Genomic DNA, 18,365 nt, shown 5'->3' with positions numbered 1-18,365 from the left:
CGCTCGTGGACGTCCCGCGAGCGGCCGTTGCGGTTCATTCGTTCACCTGCATAGCCTCGTGGTCAGGCTGAGCGGGAGGGCATCCATGACCAAGCCGAGCGGCGACCGCTGGGTGATCGGCGCGATGGCCTTGGTCATCCTGCTGCTCAACCTCCTCGGCTGGGGCCTGCTGGTGCTGGTCGTCGCACCGCGGCACTACCAGCTCGGCACCGGCGGGTTCGGCATCGGGCTCGGGGGTCACCGCGTTCACCCTCGGCATGCGGCACGCCTTCGACGCCGATCACATCGCCGCGATCGACAACACCACGCGCAAGCTGATCGCCGACGGGCAACGCCCGCTGTCGGTCGGGTTCTGGTTCTCGCTCGGGCACTCGACGATCGTGTTCGTGTTGTGCCTGCTGCTCTCGTTCGGGGTGCGGGCGCTGGCCGGCCAGCTCGAGGACGGCTCCTCGGCCCTGCACGAGACGGCCGGGCTCATCGGCACGTCGGTGTCCGGTGTTTTCCTTTACCTGATCGCGATCACGAACCTGGTGGTGCTGGCCGGCCTCGCCAAGGTGTTCGCCGGAATGCGCCGCGGCGAACTGGACGAGGCGGCGCTGGAGCAGCGGCTCGACCAGCGCGGCCTGCTGAACCGGCTGCTGCGCGGTACCACGAAAGCTGTGCGCAGACCGTGGCACATCTACCCCGTGGGTGTCCTTTTCGGAGTCGGGTTCGATACCGCGACGGAGATCGGCCTGCTCGTGCTCGCCGCCGGCGCGGCCGCGTTTTCCCTGCCCTGGTATACGATCCTGGTCCTGCCGGTGCTGTTCGCGGCCGGCATGTGCCTGTTCGACGCGGCCGACGGCGTACTGATGAACTACGCCTACGACCGGGCGGCGGCCCGGCCGATCCGCAAGATCTACTACAATCTCACGGTCACCGCGTTGTCCGTGGCGGTCGCGCTCGGCATCGGCTCCATCGAACTCGTCTCGCTGCTGGCGGACAAGCTCGACGTCACCGGCGGTCCGCTGGCCGCGATCGCCGGGCTGGACCTGGATTATGTCGGGTTCGGCATCGTCGGGCTGTTCGTGCTCGTGTGGCTGATTGCGTTGGCAGTGTGGCGGTTTGGGCGGATCGAGCAGAAGTGGAGTGCCCGGCCGGCCTCGAATGCGGGACCGGAATCGGCTCGGCAAGAGCGGCAAGGACCTGAGTAACCCTCGATCGGGCCACGAAGCGGGCCGAACGGGCATCGTACCCGCGAGGAAGCCGGTCTATACCATTTCAAGCAGCACAAGTCTCGTTTCGCGAACCAGGAGCGTGGCATGCCTTCGCGGCACATCTTGACCGTGCTGGACGAGCTGGCGGACGTAATCGACGCGACGACTCCGGAGCAGCAGGAACTCCCGACTCCGTGCGACGGGCTGGACGTGCGCGGGCTGCATCAGCACCTGCTCGGCGGAGTCCAGTACTTCACCGTCGCGCTGGCGGATCCGGTCGGCACCGAGCGGCCGAATCCGCGCAGCTGCACCGGTTCCGACGAACCCCGGGTCGTCGCCGAGGCGGTCCGGAACCTCATCGCCACCGTGCGGACCGCGGTGGCCGACGCCGACGAGACCACAAAGGTGAACATCGTCGAACTGGCGGCGGGCACGGCTTCGTTCGACCACGTCATCGGGCTCCTGCTCGCCGAAACGCTGGTGCATGGCTGGGATCTCTCCCGCGCCCTCGATCTGCCCTGGCAGCCCGAGCCGGCCGCGACGGAGCTGGTGCGCGCGACCCTCTCGGCCGCGATCCAGCCGGAGTACCGGGGCGGCGAAGGCATGCCGTTCGCGCCGGAGCTTCCGGTGAGCGCGGACGCTTCAGCGCTGGAGCGCCTGCTGGCTTTCGTCGGACGGCCGGCGGACTGGGCTCCGAAGAGCTGACCCGGGGTCCGGCTCCGGGACGTGCGCCCCGGAGCCGGACACCCCCAGTCACCACGAACCGACAGGCTGCCGGATCGCGCCGTTCAACCGGTTCCACACGTTGATCCCGGCGATGGTCAGCAGCAGCGACGAAAGCTCCTTCTCGTCGAAGTTGTCCGCGGCCTCGTCCCAGACGGCGTCCGGCACCGCGTCCGGCCGGTCCGCGATCCGGGTCACGCATTCGGCCAGCGCCAGCGCGGCCCGCTCCGCGTCGGTGAAGTACGGCGATTCCCGCCACGCGCCGACCGCCCAGATCCGCTCGTCCTTCTGGCCCGATTCCTTCAGTTCCTTGGCGTGCATGTCCACGCAGACGCTGCAGCCGTTGATCTGGCTCACCCGCAGGTGCACCAGCTGGTGGGTGGTCTCGGGCAGCGTGCTCGCGTGCGCCGCCTTGTTCAGCGCCAGCAGCGCCTGCATCGCTGCCGGGTGTACCTGGACCGGGTGATTCATCCGCGCCTGCATGGATCTCCTCCTGTCACACCGCCCGCGTTCGGCGGGTCTTGACGGTAGGACCCTGCGGGGAGAGAGGATGTGACAGTGCAGGACGAGAATTTCTGGGCGGCACAGTTCGAACGGCACCGCGGCCGGTTGCGCGCGGTGGCCTACCGGATGCTCGGCTCGTTCACCGAGGCCGACGACGCGGTGCAGGAAGCCTGGCTGCGAGTCTCCAGCGCGTCCGGCGAGGACGTACGCGACGCCGGCAGCTGGCTGACCACGGTGGTGTCGCGGCAGTGCCTCAACATGCTGCGCGCGCGTTCGACGCGGCGGGAGGACCCGCTGGACACGCGGGTACCTGATCCGGTGGTGGAATCCGGCGACGGTGCCGATCCTGCCGAACAGGAGGTACTCGCCGATTCGGTGGGGCTGGCGCTGCTCGTGGTGCTCGACGCGCTCGCCCCCGCGGAACGGCTCGCCTTCGTGCTGCACGACATGTTCGCGGTGCCGTTCGACGAGATCGCGCCGATCGTGGACCGGACCCCTGCCGGGGCGCGGCAGCTGGCGAGCCGGGCCCGCCGCCGGGTGCAGGGCCTGCCGCTCACCGGCTCACCCGACCGGCGGCAGCAGCGCCGGATGGTGGAGGCCTGGCTCGCCGCCGCGCGAGGCGGGGATTTCGCCGCGCTGGTCGAGCTGCTGCACCCGGACGCAGTGCTGCGGGTCGACACGGGCGGCGCCGGGTCGAAGCTGGTCCGCGGTCCGGCCGAAATCGCCGGACAGGCCGTGCTGTTCCGGGCCGGCGGCAGGCTGGCCCGGCTCGCGCTGGTCAACGGCGGCCCCGGCATCGTGGCCGTGCAGGACGGCCGCGCCCGGTCGGTGCTGGCGTTCACCTTGCGCGACGGACTGATCGTGGAGATCGACATCCTCGCCGACGCCACCCGACTGTCCACATTGGAACTATCGCTTTAGCGTACGGCAGCGGCGGCCAGGTCCAGTGCGGCAATCGCGCCGGCAGGCAGCCGGACCGCACCGACAGCCAGATTCTCCGCCAGGTGCACCGGATTCGCCGTTCCCGGGATCAACAGCGTGCCCTCGTAATGCGCAAGCAGCCAGGCCAGCGCCACCTGCGCCGGAGTCACGCCGAGGTCCGCGGCAATGCCGGTGACCACCGGATCGCCGGTGACGTCCCGGCCAAGTTGGAACGCCGACCCGAGCGGGAAGTACGGCACCCACGCGAGGCCGTGCTCCCGGCACAGCTGCAGCACCGGTTCGCCGGAGCGGTCCAGCACGCTGTAGGCGTTCTGGACGCAGACGATCCCGGCAGGCCGGGCGTGCCGCAGCTGGTCGGCGGAGACGTGGCTGAGCCCGATGCCGCCGATCTTGCCCTCCTCTCGCAGCGCGATCAGCTCAGCGAGCTGGCTGTCGAGGTCGACGACCTGCTCGCCCTCGGCGACCAGCCCGGGAGGAGTGTCGCCGCGGCGCAAGTTGACGACCTCCAGCCGCTCCACGCCGAGAGTGGCGAGGTTGGCTTCGACCTGCGTACGCAGCTCCGCCGGCCGCTGTCGCAGGGCGAGTTTGCCATCCGGCAGGTTGTCCGCGCCGACCTTCGTGACGATGACCAGGTCGTCCGGATAGGGCGAAAGCGCTTCGCGGATAAGGGAATTGGCCAGACCCGCACCGTAGAACTGGGCGGTGTCGATATGGTTGACGCCGCCCTCGGCCGCCTGCCGCAGGACTGCGAGGCGGTCCTCGTGCGAGGCGGACGAGCGCTCCAGCTGCATGGCCCCGAAGCCGATCCGGGCAACCTGCCGTCCGGCAAGACCGGCGGTGCCGCCTGGGGAATCAAGTTCCGTCATGGGTGCGACTCCAGCTCTGGCATAGTGAGCAGGGTTGATACGGAGGCTCCTCCGTATCACCACGGTAGCAGAAACGGAGGATCCTCCGCATCATGTCGGAAGAAGGACCGCCGCGCCGTCGCCGCGCGGACGCCGAACGCAACCGCACCCGGCTGCTGGAAGTGGGCCGCGCCGCCTTCGCGTCCGGCCGGGAACCGGTGACGCTGGAACGGATCGCCCGCGACGCCGGAGTCGGCATCGGCACGCTCTACCGGCACTTCCCGACCAGGGAAGCATTCGTCGAGGCGCTGTACCGGGAAGAGGTGGCCCAGCTGTGCGCCAGCGCAGAGGTTCTGCTGGCTGCCGAGAACCCGGTGCACGCGCTACGCCGCTGGATGGATCGCTTCGCCGAATACGCGACCGCGAAACGGGAGATGGCGGACTCCCTGCGAGTGCTGCTGTCGTCCGGCGCGGTGGCGATCACGGACGTGCGCAAGGACCTCACTGCGGCAATCCAGACGATTCTCGACGCGGGGATCTCGGCCGGCACATTGCGTGCCGACGTGCGCGCCGAGGACATCGTGGTGAGCGTGGTCGGGATGACTTCCGCCACCGCCATCGACGGCGGACGAGCGCAACTGGACCGAATGTTCGACCTACTTGTGGACGGCGTCCGCCACTGAACGTCAGCCCGCCGCTGAGGAGATGCTGCGGGCCTCTTTGGCCCCCGTCTCGAAGGCTTCACAGCAGAACAGCAGCCAGGCGCGCACGCCCTCCGGAGTTCCACCGGCGAAACCCTCGGCCAGGTCGACGTACTTCGGCACGCGCCGGAAGAACGCCACCTCGGGCACCGTCAACGCCTTCGGGTCGAGCCCGGTCGAGACCATCGCCAGCCGCGCGGCGCCGCGAGCGACCACGCCGTCTGCCGAACCGAACGGCGACAACGCCAGCAGCTCGCCGTGTACGACCGCGGTCAGCACCGCACCAGGCACCTTCGTCGCCCCCGTGACGAGCTGCGCGAGCAACTCCAGCCGTTCCCCACCGCTACGGGGACGGCCGAGCCCGTCCGGATCGTCGACCAGGTCGGAAGCGGCGAGCAGGTGGAGCCGCGCCAGCGCTTGCAGCGGAGCCCGCCGCCACGTCGGCAGCAGCCGCTCCAGCGTCCCGGCCACCCGGAGCGCGCCGGCCAGCAGCGGATCGGTCACCGAGCCGTCGGCGGGCAGCTCGGGGTCGGCCCCGGCGATCCCGGCGGAGGCCCGCGCCGCGCGCACCGACGCTTCGGCGGCCGTTTCCGCGCCGCCACGGAGGTTCGCCGGCAACCGGTGCACGGCGAACACCGCGTCCTGTGCGGCCTTGGCCGCGGCCGCGACGCCGTCGAGCTCCAGCAAAGGCTTCAGTGGGTCACTCACGCGTCGAGCACCTGCCCGCTCCGCTGCACGACCGGCGGCAGCACCGACCACGGGAAGTTGATCCACCGGTCGGTCCGGCGCCACACGTATTCACACTTCACTGTGGACTGTGGCTTTTCGTAGATCACCGCGCAGCGCACTTCGGCCACGTGGTCCAGGCAGTAGTCGCGGACCAGCTTGAGCGTGGCGCCGGTATCCGCCACGTCATCCGCGATCAGCACCTTCCTGCTGGTCAGATCGACCACGTTGGGCACCGGTGGCAGCATCACCGGCAGGTCCAGCCGCTGATCCACACCGGTGTAGAACTCGACGTTCATCACGTGCAGGTTCTTCACGTCCAGCGCGTAGCCGAGCGAACCGGCCACGAACAGCCCGCCACGGGCGATGGACAGGATCAGGTCGGGCGCGTACCCGTCGTCGGCGACGGTCCGGGCCAGCTCCCGGCCCGCCGACCCGAACAGCTCCCAGGTCAGCTCTTCCCGTTCCTCGGCCATGCGCGCCCTCTTTCCGGTTCTTCCCGCGAGCATAGGCAACGGCGAAGTGGACTGGTGAACTAAGGCGGAAATGGATATCCTGCACAGCCACTTGGCCTCGTAGCGTGAGCCTGGTGAGCACCTGGACCGAACCCCCGACCCTGACCGGCCGCCATGTCCGGCTGGAACCGCTGACCCTCGGCCATGCCGCCGGCCTGCTCGAAGCCGGCGCCGACCCGGGCATCTGGACCTGGCTGAGCGTGGTGCGACCGACCGATCTCGCCGAATCCGAGGCGATGGTGCGGGCCGCGCTGGCCGATCCGGACCGGCTCCCGATGGCGCAGATCGACCTCGCCTCCGGCCGCGTCGCCGGCACCACCTCGTACTACCAGGTCGCGGCGAAACACCGCATCCTGGCCATCGGGCACACCTGGCTCGGCGCCGCCTTCCAGCGCACGGCGCTGAACACCGAGGCCAAGCTCCTCTTGCTGCGCAACGCTTTCGAGAGCTGGGGCGCCCAGCGGACAGCCTGGGAGACCGACGTGCGCAACCTGCGTTCGCAGCGGGCCATCGAACGGCTCGGCGCCCAGCGCGAAGGATTGCTCCGGGCACACCGGCTCCGGCCGGACGGCAGCTCACGCGACACCGTCGTGTACTCGCTGACCGACGCCGAGTGGCCCGGTGCGCGCGCCCGCCTGCTGGCCCGGCTCGGCTCGGCCGAGGGCAACGTCGCTGCAACCTTGTCGTAGGCGGGCTAACGTCGCTAACGTGCCGTAAGCCGCGGGGTTCGCACTACAGGAGGCCTTCCATCATGACCGAGCAGTCCCCAGCGTTGGATAATTTGCTGACGGAGAGTCGTTCTTTTCCGCCGGGTGCGGAGTTCGCGGATGCGGCGAACGTGGGGCCGGATGTGTATGGGGCGGCTGAGGAGGACCGGGAAGGGTTCTGGGCGGAGCAGGCGCGGCGGTTGTCCTGGGACACCGAGTGGTCGCGGGTGCTGGATTGGTCGGGGGCGCCGTTGGCGAAGTGGTTTGCGGGGGGCCGGTTGAATGTGGCGTATAACTGTGTGGATCGGCATGTGGAGGCGGGGTTCGGGGATCAGGTCGCGATTCACTGGGTGGGTGAGCCGGGTGACACGCGGGATATCACGTATGCGCAGTTGAAGGATGATGTGTCGCGGGCGGCGAATGCGTTGGTGTCGCTGGGGGTGGTCGCGGGGGATGTGGTCGCGATCCAGTTGCAGATGGTGCCGGAGGCGATTGTCGCGATGCTGGCGTGCGCCCGGATCGGCGCGCTGCATTCGGTGGTGTTCGGGGGGTTTTCGCCGACGGCGTTGCGGGCGCGGGTGGATGACGCGGCCGCGAAGGTGGTGATCACCTCGGATGGACAGTATCGGCGGGGTAAGGCGGCGCCGATGAAGGCGAATGTGGATGAGGCGCTGGCGGGTGCGGAGTCGGTGGAGAAGGTGATCGTGGTCCGCCGCACGGGAGACGCGCTGGAGGGAGCGACGCCGTGGGTGGCGGGGCGGGACGTGTGGTGGCACGACCTGGTCGACGGGCAGCCGGCCGAGCATCGGCCGGAGGCGTTTGACAGTGAGCATCCGTTGTTTATTTTGTATACATCGGGGACGACGGGGCGGCCGAAGGGGATTCTGCACACGTCGGGTGGGTATTTGACGCAGGCGGCGTATACGCATCATGTGGTGTTCGATCACAAGCCGGGCGTGGATGTGTATTGGTGTACCGCGGATATCGGGTGGATCACCGGGCATTCCTATATCGTGTACGGGCCGTTGGCGAACCGGGTGACGCAGGTGGTGTATGAGGGGACCCCGAACACGCCGCACGAGGGCCGGCACTGGGAGATCATCCAGAAATACAAGGTGTCGATTTATTATACGGCGCCGACGTTGATCCGGACGTTCATGAAGTGGGGTGCCGACATTCCCGCGAAATATGATCTGTCCTCGTTGCGGGTGCTGGGGAGTGTGGGTGAGCCGATCAACCCGGAGGCGTGGATCTGGTACCGGGACACGATCGGCGCATCCCGGACCCCGATTGTGGACACGTGGTGGCAGACCGAGACCGGCGCGATCATGATCTCGCCGTTGCCGGGGGTGACCGCGACGAAACCCGGGTCGGCGCAGCGGGCGTTGCCGGGGATTTCGGCGAAAGTCGTGGACGACACCGGCGCCGAGGTCCCGCCCGGCGGGGGTGGCTACCTCGTGCTGGACAAACCCTGGCCCTCGATGCTGCGTGGCGTGTGGGGCGACGACGAACGGTTCCGCGAGACCTACTGGTCCCGGTTCGCCGAGCAGGGCTTCTACTTCGCCGGGGACGGCGCGAAATACGACGCGGACGGCGACATCTGGCTGCTGGGCCGGGTCGATGACGTGATGAACGTGTCCGGGCACCGCATCTCCACCACCGAGGTCGAGTCCGCTCTGGTGTCGCATCCCACCGTCGCCGAAGCCGCCGTGGTCGGCGCGACCGACCCCACCACCGGGCAAGGCATCGTCGCGTTCGTCATCCTCCGTGCCACCCACACCACCGACGGTGACGGGGAGGAGGCGGTCCAGGAACTCCGCAACCACGTCGCCAAAGAAATCGGCCCCATCGCCAAACCCCGCCAAATCCTCATCGTCGCCGAACTCCCCAAAACCCGCTCCGGCAAAATCATGCGCCGCCTCCTGCGCGACGTCGCCGAAAACCGCACCATCGGCGACGTCACCACCCTCGCCGACTCCAGCGTCATGGACCTCATCTCCGCAGGCCTGAACACCGGCAAGGAGGAGTAGTAGATTCTTCCCGCAGGGAAGGGGCGCGCCCGGCCGGGAGCGCCCCTTCCTTGCGTCCACACCCCCGTGCGCGGCCATCGAACGCATGTTCTACGATGCCCGCGTACCCACCCCAGAACCGGGCAAGGAGACGACACGAATGTCCGTGGAAGCCGTGACGCAGGACGAAACCGCTGCGGCCGGGACGGCGGCGGCGTCGCCGGCCGCCGAAGCTCCGCAGGTCACCGAGCCGGTCGCCGCACCGTCGCCCGCGGAGCAGGACTCCACCGGCGAGTCCGGGGACACCCCGCCCGACCAGCCCGTCGTCGAATCGCCCAAGCCGAAGCGCGGCCGTCCGAAGGCCACGCCGTCGACGGCGAAGAAGACCCGCACCGTGGAGCTCACGCTCACCGTTACCGGCACCGCCGACGGGGAGTGGCAGGCCGAGCTGAAGAACGGCAGCAAGTGGGTCGCGAAGGGCCTGGAAATCCCGGCCGCCGCGGTGTCGCGGGCGGCGAAGGAGCTGCACGAGGACCTGTCCGGCCCGATCGACGAGGTCATCAACGCCGCCCGTGCGGCGCAGGCGGCGAAGGTGGCGCAGCTGGAGGCCGAGCTCGAAGCGGCCAAGGCGGCGCTCGCCGAGCTGGACGTCTGAACCATCCGACGAGGGAACGCCCGGCGGTCCGGTACCGCCGGGCGTTTCTCATACCCTCGGCGAGCCGAAACCACAATTCCACTCGCCACAATAAGATCAGCTCAGGAAAGGCATCACACAGTGAGGTTTGCCTTTCTTAACTCCCCCTGGCAATAATTCCGCCGAGTATCGCGTGAGCACAATCTTCGTGCTTCACTGGCCATTGTGACCGAAACGCAGCGGCAGCTCGGCGAGCACGATCCCCACGAGCCGCACGAGGACCTCGGCGGCAAGCTGAACTGGTTGCGCGCCGGAGTTCTCGGGGCGAACGACGGGATCGTGTCGGTGGCCGGCATCGTGGTCGGGGTCGCCGGGGCCACCACGAGCAGTACCGCGATCCTCACCGCGGGAATTGCCGGGCTGGTCGCCGGCGCGTTTTCCATGGCCGGTGGGGAATACGTGAGCGTGAGTACCCAGCGGGACACCGAACAAGCCCTGCTGCGGCTGGAGAAGCACGAACTGAAAACCATGCCCGAGGCCGAGGAACACGAGCTGGCGCAGATCTACCAGGAGAAGGGCCTCTCCCCCGAGCTGGCCGGGCAAGTGGCGCGGGAACTGACCCGCAAGGACGCCCTGCAGGCGCACGCCGAGGCGGAGCTCGGCATCGATCCGGACAACCTGACCAGTCCATGGCAGGCCGCGTGGGCTTCGCTCGTCGCGTTCACGGCCGGCGCGCTGCTGCCGTTGCTGGCGATCGCCTGGACGACGGTCAGCGTGCGCGTGTGGGCCTGCGCGCTGGCGGTGGTGGCAGGCCTCGCGCTGACCGGGTTCGTCAGCGCGAGACTCGGCAACGCGAAGGCAGGGCGGGCGATCGTCCGCAACGTGGGTGTCGGCGCCCTCACCATGCTCGTCACTTACTTCGTCGGCGTGGCCTTCGGCACCACCGTCGGTTAGTGCACGCCCTTCATCAGCTTGCGCACGAACGGAAGGCAGGCGAACAACAGCAGCCCGACCGCGACCGCGACACCGCCGATGATGCTGAAGTACGGCGTTTCGTTGTGCACGTCGTAGGACTCCGCGAGCTTGCCCGACAGCGCCGTACCCAGTGACACGGACAGGAAGTTCAGCGCCACCATCTGCGTACGGAACTTCTCCGGCGCGAGCTTCGTGGACAGCGACAGCCCGACCGGCGAGAGCATCAGCTCACCGGCGGTGAACACGAACAGGATGCCGGCCAGCGCGATCAGCGGGCTGCCGTTCTCGCCGGTCCCGGTCATCGGCAGGAACAGCAGGAACGCCAAGCCCATCAGCACCGTGCCGAACACGAACTTCATCGGCGTGGACGGCTGCCGCGGGCCGAGCTTGGTCCAGATCGCCGCGACGATCGGGGCGAACACGATGACGAACACCGGGTTGATCGAGTTGACCCAGGACACCGGCATCTCCCAGCCGAACAGGTTCCGGTCCAGCCGCTGGTCGCTGTAGATCGCCACGACCGTCGACTGCTGCTGGTAGAGGGAGAAGAACGCGGCACTGGCGAGGTACATCGGGATGAACGAGAACACCCGGCTGCGCTCGTCGGCGGTGATCTTCTTGCTGGTCAGGATGACCACGAAGTACCCCACCGAGATCACCACCACGATGTAGATCACCACATCGGCGAGGTTCTCCGCGGTGATCACCCCGGAGGTGATCAGTACGACGATCGCGGCGACGAGCACCACGGCGACCACGATCGGGACCATCCGCTGCGAGGAGGGCAGCGGATTCGGCACCTCGGAGGCCTTTTCGCCGAGATTCTTGCGGCCGAGCGTGTACTGGATCAGGCCGAGCGCCATGCCGATCGCGGCGAGCCCGAAGCCGAAGTGGAATCCGAGGTTCTGCTGGGCGAGCCCGGTCAGCAGCGGGCCGATGAACCCGCCGAGGTTGACGCCCATGTAGAAGATCGTGAAGCCGGCGTCGCGCCGTTCGTCGCCTTCGGCGTAGAGCGTGCCGACCACCGAGGTGGCGTTGCCCTTCAGCCCACCGGAACCGAGCGCCACGCAGGCGAGGCCGACTCCGACGCCGGCCATCCCGGGCAGCACGGCCAGCGCGATGTGCCCGATCATCACGATGATCGCGCTGTAGAACAAGGTCCGTTCGGAGCCGAGCAGCCGGTCCGCGATCCAGGCGCCGACCACAGTGGACAGATACACCGTGCCGCCGTAGGCGCCGACGATGCCGACCGCGGCACTCTGGTCGATTCCGAGCCCACCCTGGCTCGCCTGGTAGTAAAGGTAGATGGCGAGGATGCCCTGCATCCCGTAGTAGGAGAAGCGCTCCCACATCTCGACGCCGAAGAGGTTCGCCAGTCCCCGCGGGTGACCGAAGAACCTCGTGTCCTGCTGGACTTCGGTAGAGCTGCTCACACCTGTCTCGTTCCTTGCGCTGGGACAACGTTGTCGTGTTTGTTTCGCATGCTAGAAGGAGAACAGGTGAACGAGGAACCGGCGTCGGCAGGTGACTTGCTCAGCCGTTCGGCGCAGACCGTCGAGCAGCATGGGCAGCGGAACAGGAGGCCCTTCGGCTCGGCCCGGTGTCCCGGTGGATGACCTATCCGTTTCACGTTCGGTAACGCAGGCCACTGCGCTGCGGCGTACCGGCCGGTAGAATGGCCTATCGGTGTGCCGGGAAGCCTGGTCGGCAAGAGGTTTCGTCGACCCCTCCCGGAGGTTTGCCCATGATCGCACCGCGCCGCGCCGTCGCCGAGTTCACCCGCTACCTGCGCACCGAGACCACCGGCGGGCTGATCCTGCTCGCCGCCACCGCGGTGGCGCTCGTCTGGGCGAACTCGCCGCTGCGCGGTACTTACGAAGCGCTGCGCGACGTCCGGCTCGGCCCGGAGTTCCTGCACTTGAACCTCACCGTCGGCGACTGGGCGAAGGACGGGCTGCTCGCGCTGTTCTTCTTCGTCGCCGGGCTGGAACTCAAGCGGGAACTCGTGGTGGGCGAGCTGTCCCGGCTCAAGCAGGCGATCCTGCCGGTGCTCGCCGCGGCCGGCGGAATGCTGGTGCCCGCGCTGGTCGCGATCACGATCGGGGCAGGCACGCCGGGCATGGACCGGGCCTGGGCGATCCCGGTGGCCACCGACATCGCGTTCGCGCTCGGCGTACTCGCGCTGACCGCGTCGAACCTGCCCAGCAGCGCGCGGGTGTTCCTGCTTTCCCTGGCCGTGGTGGACGATCTCGGCGCCATCCTGATCATCGCGATCGTCTTCACCAGCGGGTTCGACCTGATCGCCGCCGGAGTCGCGGTGCTCGCGCTCGCGCTGTACGCGTTCCTCCAGCACAAACACGTGCGCGCGTCCTGGCTGTACGTCCCGCTCGCGCTGGTCACCTGGGTCGCGGTGCATTCCGCCGGGGTGCACGCGACGATCGCCGGCGTCCTGCTCGGCCTGCTCACCCGGGTCCGCCCGGACGAGGGCGAGGACGAAGCTCCCGCGGTCCGGCTGGAACACCGGCTGCAGCCGTGGTCGGCCGCGGTCGCGGTACCGATGTTCGCCTTGTTCGCCGCGGGGATTTCGGTGAACGGCGACGCACTGGCGCAGGTGTTCACCACGGCGTTGCCGCTGGCCGTCCTTTTCGGACTCGTCGGCGGGAAGTTCGTGGGCATCCTCGGCGCGAGCATGCTGGCGGTGAAGCTGCGGATAGCGGAGAAGCCCCGCGGCATGGGCTGGCGCGACCTGAGCGCGCTGGCGCTGCTGGGCGGCGTCGGGTTCACGGTGAGCCTGCTGATAGCCGAACTGGCGCTGCCCGAAGAGACCAGCGAGCTGGCCAAGGCGGCGGTGCTGATCGGATCGGTGGTGGCTTCGCTGGGCTCGGCCGCGCTGCTGCTGCGGCGCAGCCGGGCGCACGCGCCGGTGGACTGATCACGACACTCCCGCCGGTCCGTCGCGCCCGGAGAACGACCACGTGGCACGATGACCCGGTGAGCAGCCCCAAACACGAGCGCACCAGCCCCGACGGCGTGGGGGCCGTGCCGTACCTGCCCCTGTCCAGCGATGAGGAGGCCGCGGCGAGCGAGCAATCCATCGGCAGGCTGGTCGGCGACGCCACCCAGCACCTGTCGACGCTGGTCCGGGCCGAGGTGGAACTGGCGAAGTCGGAGCTGGTCGCCGAGATGAAGAAGGCGCTCAAGGGCGCGGTCTTCTTCCTCATCGCGCTCGCGGTGGGGCTCTACAGTTCCTACTTCCTGTTCCTGTTCGTCGCGGAGATCCTGTCCGACTGGTGGGGTGTCCGCTGGCCCGCGTTCCTCACCGTATTCGGCCTGATGCTGCTGACCACGGCGCTGACCGCGTTCCTCGGCTGGCGCAAGGTGAAGAAGCTACGCGCCCCGGAACGCACTATCGGCAGTGTCAAGGAGACCGCCGCGGCACTCAAGCCGCGTAAGGCCGCCGAAGACGACCTGCCCGCCACCCAAGCCTGACCGCGGCCGGGCGGGCTGAGGCGGAGCAGGTGCTGGAGCTGACCCCGGACCCGTCGATCGTGCGGGCCGAAGGCCCATGGGTGCACCGCGACGTCTCGGCGAACGGCATCCGGCTGCACGTCGCAGAGTGCGGCGAGGGACCGCTGGTGCTGTTCCTGCACGGCTTCGCCGAGTACTGGTGGGCCTGGCACCACCAGCTGCCCGCGATGGCCGAGGCAGGCTTCCGCGCGGTCGCGGTGGACCTGCGCGGCTACGGCGACTCGGACAAACCACCGCGCGGCTACGACGCGTGGACGCTGGCCGGCGACGTCGGTGGCCTGATCAAGGCCCTCGGCGCCCGCCGGGCACACCTCGTCGGACACGCCTGGGGCGGAATGCTCGCGTGGACCGTCGCGGCGTTGCACCCGCGGCTGGTCGCCTCGGTGACGTCCGTGGGCGGCGCGCATCCGCTGGCGCTCAAGTCCGCGGTGAAACGCTCGGCTTTGCGCCCCGCACGCGGACAAGCACGGGCGACCGGGCACCTGTTCCGTTTCCAGGTCCCGATGGCGCCGGAGAAATGGCTCGTCCGAGACAGCGCGGCCAACGTCGAGACGCTCTTCTCCGACTGGTCCGGCGCACGCTGGCGCGACACCCGGGAGTTCGCCGAGACCGTGCCCGCGTTCCGGCAGGCAATGCTCGTACCCGGGGTCGCGCATTCCGCGTTGGAGTACTACCGCTGGGCCTTCCGCGCGCAGTTCCGCGGCGACGGCCGCCGATTCACCGAGGCGGTCGGGCGCCGGGTGACCGCCCCGTTGCTGCAACTGCACGGCGCGGAGGACACCTGCATCCTCCCGGAAACCGCGCTGACGTCGGTGCACTGGGCGGGGCCGCACCAGGCCCCGCAGATCTGGCCGGAGGTCGGGCACTTCCCGCACCTGGAAGTCCCGGAGCGGGTCACCGAATCCCTCATCGACTTCGTGCGCTGACCGCCGACCGCAAAGCTGTGAAGGGCCCCTTCACGGATTCAGAGTCCGTGAAGGGCCCCTTCACGGCATTTCCCGGGACTCAAGCAGCGCAGGCGCCGGTGGCCACCCGGCTGGTCTGCGACGGGGCCGCGTCGACCTCCGCGCGGACCTGCTCGGCGGTCAGCGTGAACCCGGTGTCCTGATCCTCGACCGCCGCACCGAACACGACCCCGATCACCTCTCCGTCCGGCGTGATCATCGGGCCGCCGGAGTTTCCGCTGCGGACGGTGCCACGGACGGTGAACACATCGCGCTGCACGGTGTTGGCGTCGTAGATGTCCGGGCCACGCAAGTTGATCCGCTGCCGGATCCGGGCCGCAGTCGAGGTGTACGGGCCGTCGAGCGGGTAACCGAGCACTACAGCGTTGTCGCCCGCCTTCGCGGTCTCCGGAGCGAACGGCAGCACCGGCGCGCGCAACCCGGGTACTGCCAGCACGGCGATGTCCACCCCAGGATCGAAGTACACGACCCGTGCCCGGTAATCGCCCTCACTGGACTCGATACCGACTTCGTCGGTCCCGGCGACCACGTGCGCGTTCGTCATCACGCGCTGCGGCGCGATCACGAAGCCACTGCCCTCCAGCGAACGCGAGCACGACGGCGCGCTGCCGCGGATCTTGACCACGCTCGGGTGCACCCGGCGCGCGACCGCGGAAACGTTGGCGGACGAGGTGTCCGGCGGCGGCGTGTCCACCGCGGGCGCCTTCTCGAACGGCGCCAGCACGGACGGGAACCCGGACGCGTCCAGCAGCTTGCGCAGATCGCTCGGCAACCCCTGCGCTTCCGACGGCATCAGGTCGTTGACCTTGCCGAGCACCACCGAGGAGTTGATCGACTTCGCCAGTCCCGGCACCGCGGACACCGTGGTGAGCGGGTTCGCCACCAGCCACGCCACGATGAACACCGCCGCGCCCTGCACGATCGCGCCGAGCGTCTTGTCGATCGCGGACAGCCGGTCCGGGTTGATCTTGTTCCGCAGCTTCCGCCCAGCCCACACACCGAGCGTCTCGCCTAGCACGATCAGGAACACCACCACGGCGAACGCGAACGCGACCTTCGCCACCGGGTTGTCGAACAGCTCGATCACGAACGGCGCGAGTTTCACCCCGCCCACCGCGCCGAGCCCGACACCGATCAGCGCGGGCAGCGCCACGATCACGCCCTGGAACGCGCCGGACACGGCCGCCACCAGTGCGAGCACCAGCACCACGACGTCGACCCAGTTCACCGGCGTCCCTCCTCGCCCGCGCCGCCCAGTGCCGTATGCCGGGCATGGTGTTCGGCCCACGCTACGTCAAGGTCCCGTACGTCGCCGGTCTCCCACTCCCGTTCCCAGCCACCGAGGGAAAGCAGCACCGACAGCAGCCCGGCGGTGAAACCCCACACGAACAGGCCGTCGACGTCGAAGGCCGGCCCCTTCCACGACGTACCCTCCCGGCTCACGCGGAACCGGTTGGCCGGGTCGGCCAGGTCAGCCAGCGACACTCGGGCGACCGCAGCGGTCTCGCCCGGATCGACCGCGCGTACCGGCGAAGGCTCGTGCCAATACGCCAGCACCGGCGTGACGGCGAACCGCGAGACCGGCACGTACAGCTCCGGCAGCACCGCGACCGGCAGCACGCCGGACGGGTCGACGCCGGTCTCCTCCTCCGCCTCACGCAGCGCCGTACCGACCGGCCCACCGTCGCCGTCTTCGGCGCCGCCGCCGGGGAAGGCCACCTGGCCAGCGTGCGAGCCGAGCGTCTCGGCCCGGCGGATGAGCAGCACGTCCGGCCCGTCCGGCCGTTCGCCGAACAGGATGAGCACCGCGGCGGCCCGGGTGAGCAGATCCTCGGGCGGGCTGAACCGGGTGAACGTGCGGCTGTCCACGTCCGCGGACACCTTCACCAGGGGCCGCAGCCAAGCCGGTACGGCCTCGGGTTCGACGAGCGGTCCGGTCACGAGGAGTCCTTCACAGCGGCACGCACCTGCTCGGTGCTGTCGAACAACCGTGGAGTGGCGATGAACCGGACCTGTCCATCCGCGGTGACGAGGTACGAAGCGGGCAACGCCGACGGCACCTTCAACGCGGCGCGGATCGGACCGGTCTGGCCACCACCGTCATAGAGCGACGGCAGGTGCACGCCAAGCTTCGTCAGGAGGCCGAGGCCGTCTTCAGCGGGACTCGCGACCTGTACGCCGAGTACGCGTACCGCGCCCGGCTCGTCCGCGTAGCGCTGCAACACCGGCAGCTCCGTACGGCACGGCTGGCACCACGAGGCCCACACGTTGACCAACGTGGGCGCACCGCCGAGCACCTTGGCGACGTCGACGCGCGCGCCATCGCCGAGGCAGTCGGCCTGGATGCCCTGAGCCTGAGCGACCGGCTTTCCGCTGGGAGGCGGGCAAGGACTCAGTTTCGCCTGCGCCCGTACCGCCGCGAGATCCCCGGTCGCGGCCGGCGCGGACTTGCCGTCGCCACGCAGGGTCAGCACCGCGACCAACGCAGCGACAGCGAGTACCGCGACGCCCAAGGCCCACTTCGTGGCAGTGGTCACCCGCGCGCCGCCAACTCGAGAATGTGGTCGCGCTCCTCGCCCTTGACCAGCTTCGCGGCGATTTCGAACTCCGTCGGCCCAGCACCGAACGACGGGCAGTCCTTGCGCAGCGGACAGGCCCCGCATGCCGGTTTGCGTGCGTGGCAGACCCGGCGGCCGTGGAAGATCACGCGGTGGGACAGCATCGTCCACTCCTTGCGTGGAATCAGCTCGCCGACCGCGTGCTCGACCTTGACCGGGTCCTCCTCGGTGGTCCAGCCCCACCGGCGCACGAGCCGGCCGAAGTGGGTGTCCACTGTGATGCCCGGCACGTCGAAGGCGTTGCCGAGCACCACGTTCGCGGTCTTGCGGCCCACGCCCGGGAGGGTGACCAGTTGCTCCAGCTTGCGCGGCACCTCGCCGTCGAACCGCTCGACGAGCGCCGCGCCGAGCCCCAGCAGCGAGCTGGCCTTGGCCCGGAAGAACCCGGTCGGGCGCAGGAACTCCTCCAGCTCGGCGCGGTCAGCCGCGGCGTAGCCGGCGGCGGTGCGGTACTTCGCGAACAATGCCGGCGTGACCAGGTTCACCCGCACGTCCGTGGTCTGCGCGGACAGCACCACCGCGACCAGCAGTTCCAGCGGATTCGTGAAATCCAGCTCGGCTTTCGCGTCCGGATATACCTCGTCCAGGCAACGTTTCATCCGCCGGGCGCGTCTTACGAGGGCAAGCCGGCTTTCGGCGCCACCCTTGCGGGGGGCGTTCGGGGCAGCTGGTGGCACCCCGATAGCCTACGGGCGGGTCGGACGAGCCGGTCGGAGCACCCGATGGTGGGCGGCCGACCCGCCAGAACACCACCTTGGCGCACGTCCGCCATGAGCG

19 protein-coding genes and 1 pseudogene are annotated in these 18,365 nt (G+C 69.2%); 11 read left to right on the top strand and 9 right to left on the bottom strand.

The window, feature by feature from the left end; translation table 11 throughout:
* Positions 1-85: 85 nt before the first annotated feature.
* Both nicT and ATK36_RS19190 read left to right on the top strand, forming a co-directional pair.
* A pseudogene (nicT, locus tag ATK36_RS19195) lies at positions 86-1,193 on the top strand (Nickel transporter NicT).
* Positions 1,194-1,301: 108 nt separating this feature from the next.
* Positions 1,302-1,901: a TIGR03086 family metal-binding protein gene (locus ATK36_RS19190; RefSeq protein WP_098512805.1), complete on the top strand. Its 600-nt coding sequence runs from the start codon at positions 1,302-1,304 to the stop codon at positions 1,899-1,901.
* A gap of 48 nt (positions 1,902-1,949) precedes the next feature.
* Here the strand turns inward: ATK36_RS19190 and ATK36_RS19185 are convergent, their stop codons facing one another.
* On the bottom strand, positions 1,950-2,402 hold the full coding sequence (locus tag ATK36_RS19185; protein WP_098512804.1) for a carboxymuconolactone decarboxylase family protein: 453 nt from the start codon (positions 2,400-2,402) through the stop codon (positions 1,950-1,952).
* Between the two features lie 75 nt (positions 2,403-2,477).
* Between ATK36_RS19185 and ATK36_RS19180 the strand changes: the two genes are divergently transcribed.
* Positions 2,478-3,344 (top strand): sigma-70 family RNA polymerase sigma factor, encoded by an 867-nt coding sequence (locus ATK36_RS19180; RefSeq protein WP_098512803.1) that lies wholly within the window; start codon positions 2,478-2,480, stop codon positions 3,342-3,344.
* Here ATK36_RS19180 and ATK36_RS19175 read toward each other — a convergent pair.
* Positions 3,341-4,231: an aldo/keto reductase gene (locus ATK36_RS19175; protein WP_098512802.1), complete on the bottom strand. Its 891-nt coding sequence runs from the start codon at positions 4,229-4,231 to the stop codon at positions 3,341-3,343. The two genes, ATK36_RS19180 and ATK36_RS19175, sit on opposite strands and share 4 nt — an antisense overlap.
* Positions 4,232-4,323: 92 nt before the next feature.
* Between ATK36_RS19175 and ATK36_RS19170 the strand changes: the two genes are divergently transcribed.
* Positions 4,324-4,893: a TetR/AcrR family transcriptional regulator gene (locus ATK36_RS19170; RefSeq protein WP_098512801.1), complete on the top strand. Its 570-nt coding sequence runs from the start codon at positions 4,324-4,326 to the stop codon at positions 4,891-4,893.
* Between the two features lie 3 nt (positions 4,894-4,896).
* Here the strand turns inward: ATK36_RS19170 and ATK36_RS19165 are convergent, their stop codons facing one another.
* Both ATK36_RS19165 and ATK36_RS19160 read right to left on the bottom strand, forming a co-directional pair.
* Complete coding sequence (locus ATK36_RS19165) at positions 4,897-5,619, bottom strand: Fic family protein (RefSeq protein WP_098512800.1); 723 nt, start codon at positions 5,617-5,619, stop codon at positions 4,897-4,899.
* Positions 5,616-6,113 (bottom strand): phosphoribosyltransferase, encoded by a 498-nt coding sequence (locus tag ATK36_RS19160; RefSeq protein ID WP_098512799.1) that lies wholly within the window; start codon positions 6,111-6,113, stop codon positions 5,616-5,618. Before ATK36_RS19160 ends, ATK36_RS19165 begins: the two co-directional genes overlap by 4 nt.
* A 113-nt stretch (positions 6,114-6,226) precedes the next feature.
* On the opposite strand from ATK36_RS19160, the gene ATK36_RS19155 reads away from it, so the two are divergent.
* From ATK36_RS19155 to ATK36_RS19140, 4 genes are all read left to right on the top strand, one after another.
* Entirely contained in the window at positions 6,227-6,841 is a 615-nt protein-coding gene (locus ATK36_RS19155) for a GNAT family N-acetyltransferase (RefSeq protein WP_098515002.1), read from the top strand.
* A gap of 62 nt (positions 6,842-6,903) precedes the next feature.
* On the top strand, positions 6,904-8,889 hold the full coding sequence (acs, locus tag ATK36_RS19150; RefSeq protein ID WP_098512798.1) for an acetate--CoA ligase: 1,986 nt from the start codon (positions 6,904-6,906) through the stop codon (positions 8,887-8,889).
* A 139-nt stretch (positions 8,890-9,028) separates the two neighbouring features.
* On the top strand, positions 9,029-9,523 hold the full coding sequence (locus ATK36_RS19145; RefSeq protein ID WP_098512797.1) for a DUF6319 family protein: 495 nt from the start codon (positions 9,029-9,031) through the stop codon (positions 9,521-9,523).
* Between the two features lie 204 nt (positions 9,524-9,727).
* On the top strand, positions 9,728-10,456 hold the full coding sequence (locus ATK36_RS19140) for a VIT1/CCC1 transporter family protein (protein WP_098512796.1): 729 nt from the start codon (positions 9,728-9,730) through the stop codon (positions 10,454-10,456).
* On the opposite strand, the gene ATK36_RS19135 is transcribed toward ATK36_RS19140, so the two are convergent.
* Positions 10,453-11,910 carry a peptide MFS transporter gene (locus ATK36_RS19135; protein ID WP_098512795.1) on the bottom strand — a complete coding sequence of 486 codons (1,458 nt, stop codon included), beginning with the start codon at positions 11,908-11,910 and terminating at the stop codon, positions 10,453-10,455. The two genes, ATK36_RS19140 and ATK36_RS19135, sit on opposite strands and share 4 nt — an antisense overlap.
* Before the next feature lie 311 nt (positions 11,911-12,221).
* On the opposite strand from ATK36_RS19135, the gene nhaA reads away from it, so the two are divergent.
* The 3 genes from nhaA to ATK36_RS19120 are packed head-to-tail and all read left to right on the top strand — an operon-like array spanning position 12,222 to position 14,931.
* Positions 12,222-13,409, top strand: a complete 1,188-nt coding sequence (nhaA, locus tag ATK36_RS19130) for a Na+/H+ antiporter NhaA (protein ID WP_098512794.1) — start codon at positions 12,222-12,224, stop codon at positions 13,407-13,409.
* A 59-nt stretch (positions 13,410-13,468) separates the two neighbouring features.
* Entirely contained in the window at positions 13,469-13,966 is a 498-nt protein-coding gene (locus tag ATK36_RS19125; protein WP_098512793.1) for a phage holin family protein, read from the top strand.
* A gap of 32 nt (positions 13,967-13,998) precedes the next feature.
* Positions 13,999-14,931, top strand: a complete 933-nt coding sequence (locus ATK36_RS19120) for an alpha/beta fold hydrolase (RefSeq protein ID WP_098515001.1) — start codon at positions 13,999-14,001, stop codon at positions 14,929-14,931.
* A gap of 79 nt (positions 14,932-15,010) precedes the next feature.
* Here ATK36_RS19120 and ATK36_RS19115 read toward each other — a convergent pair whose 3' ends face one another.
* Genes ATK36_RS19115 through nth form a run of 4 tightly spaced genes read right to left on the bottom strand, consistent with a single transcriptional unit; the run spans position 15,011 to position 18,187 of the window.
* Positions 15,011-16,198, bottom strand: coding sequence for a MarP family serine protease (locus tag ATK36_RS19115; RefSeq protein ID WP_098512792.1), 1,188 nt, complete (start codon positions 16,196-16,198; stop codon positions 15,011-15,013).
* Positions 16,195-16,911, bottom strand: a complete 717-nt coding sequence (locus ATK36_RS19110) for an NUDIX hydrolase (protein WP_098512791.1) — start codon at positions 16,909-16,911, stop codon at positions 16,195-16,197. Before ATK36_RS19110 ends, ATK36_RS19115 begins: the two co-directional genes overlap by 4 nt.
* Positions 16,908-17,507, bottom strand: a complete 600-nt coding sequence (locus ATK36_RS19105) for a TlpA family protein disulfide reductase (protein ID WP_098512790.1) — start codon at positions 17,505-17,507, stop codon at positions 16,908-16,910. Before ATK36_RS19105 ends, ATK36_RS19110 begins: the two co-directional genes overlap by 4 nt.
* A complete protein-coding gene (gene nth, locus ATK36_RS19100) occupies positions 17,504-18,187 on the bottom strand; it encodes an endonuclease III (RefSeq protein ID WP_098512789.1) in 684 nt (227 codons plus the stop codon). The genes ATK36_RS19105 and nth overlap by 4 nt, the downstream gene beginning before the upstream one ends.
* Between the last annotated feature and the right edge of the window lie 178 nt (positions 18,188-18,365).

Source organism: Amycolatopsis sulphurea, from assembly GCF_002564045.1.
Lineage (GTDB): Bacteria > Actinomycetota > Actinomycetes > Mycobacteriales > Pseudonocardiaceae > Amycolatopsis > Amycolatopsis sulphurea.
The sequence above is the reverse complement of the archived record's forward strand: the minus strand, read 5'-3'. Positions and strand labels throughout refer to the sequence as shown.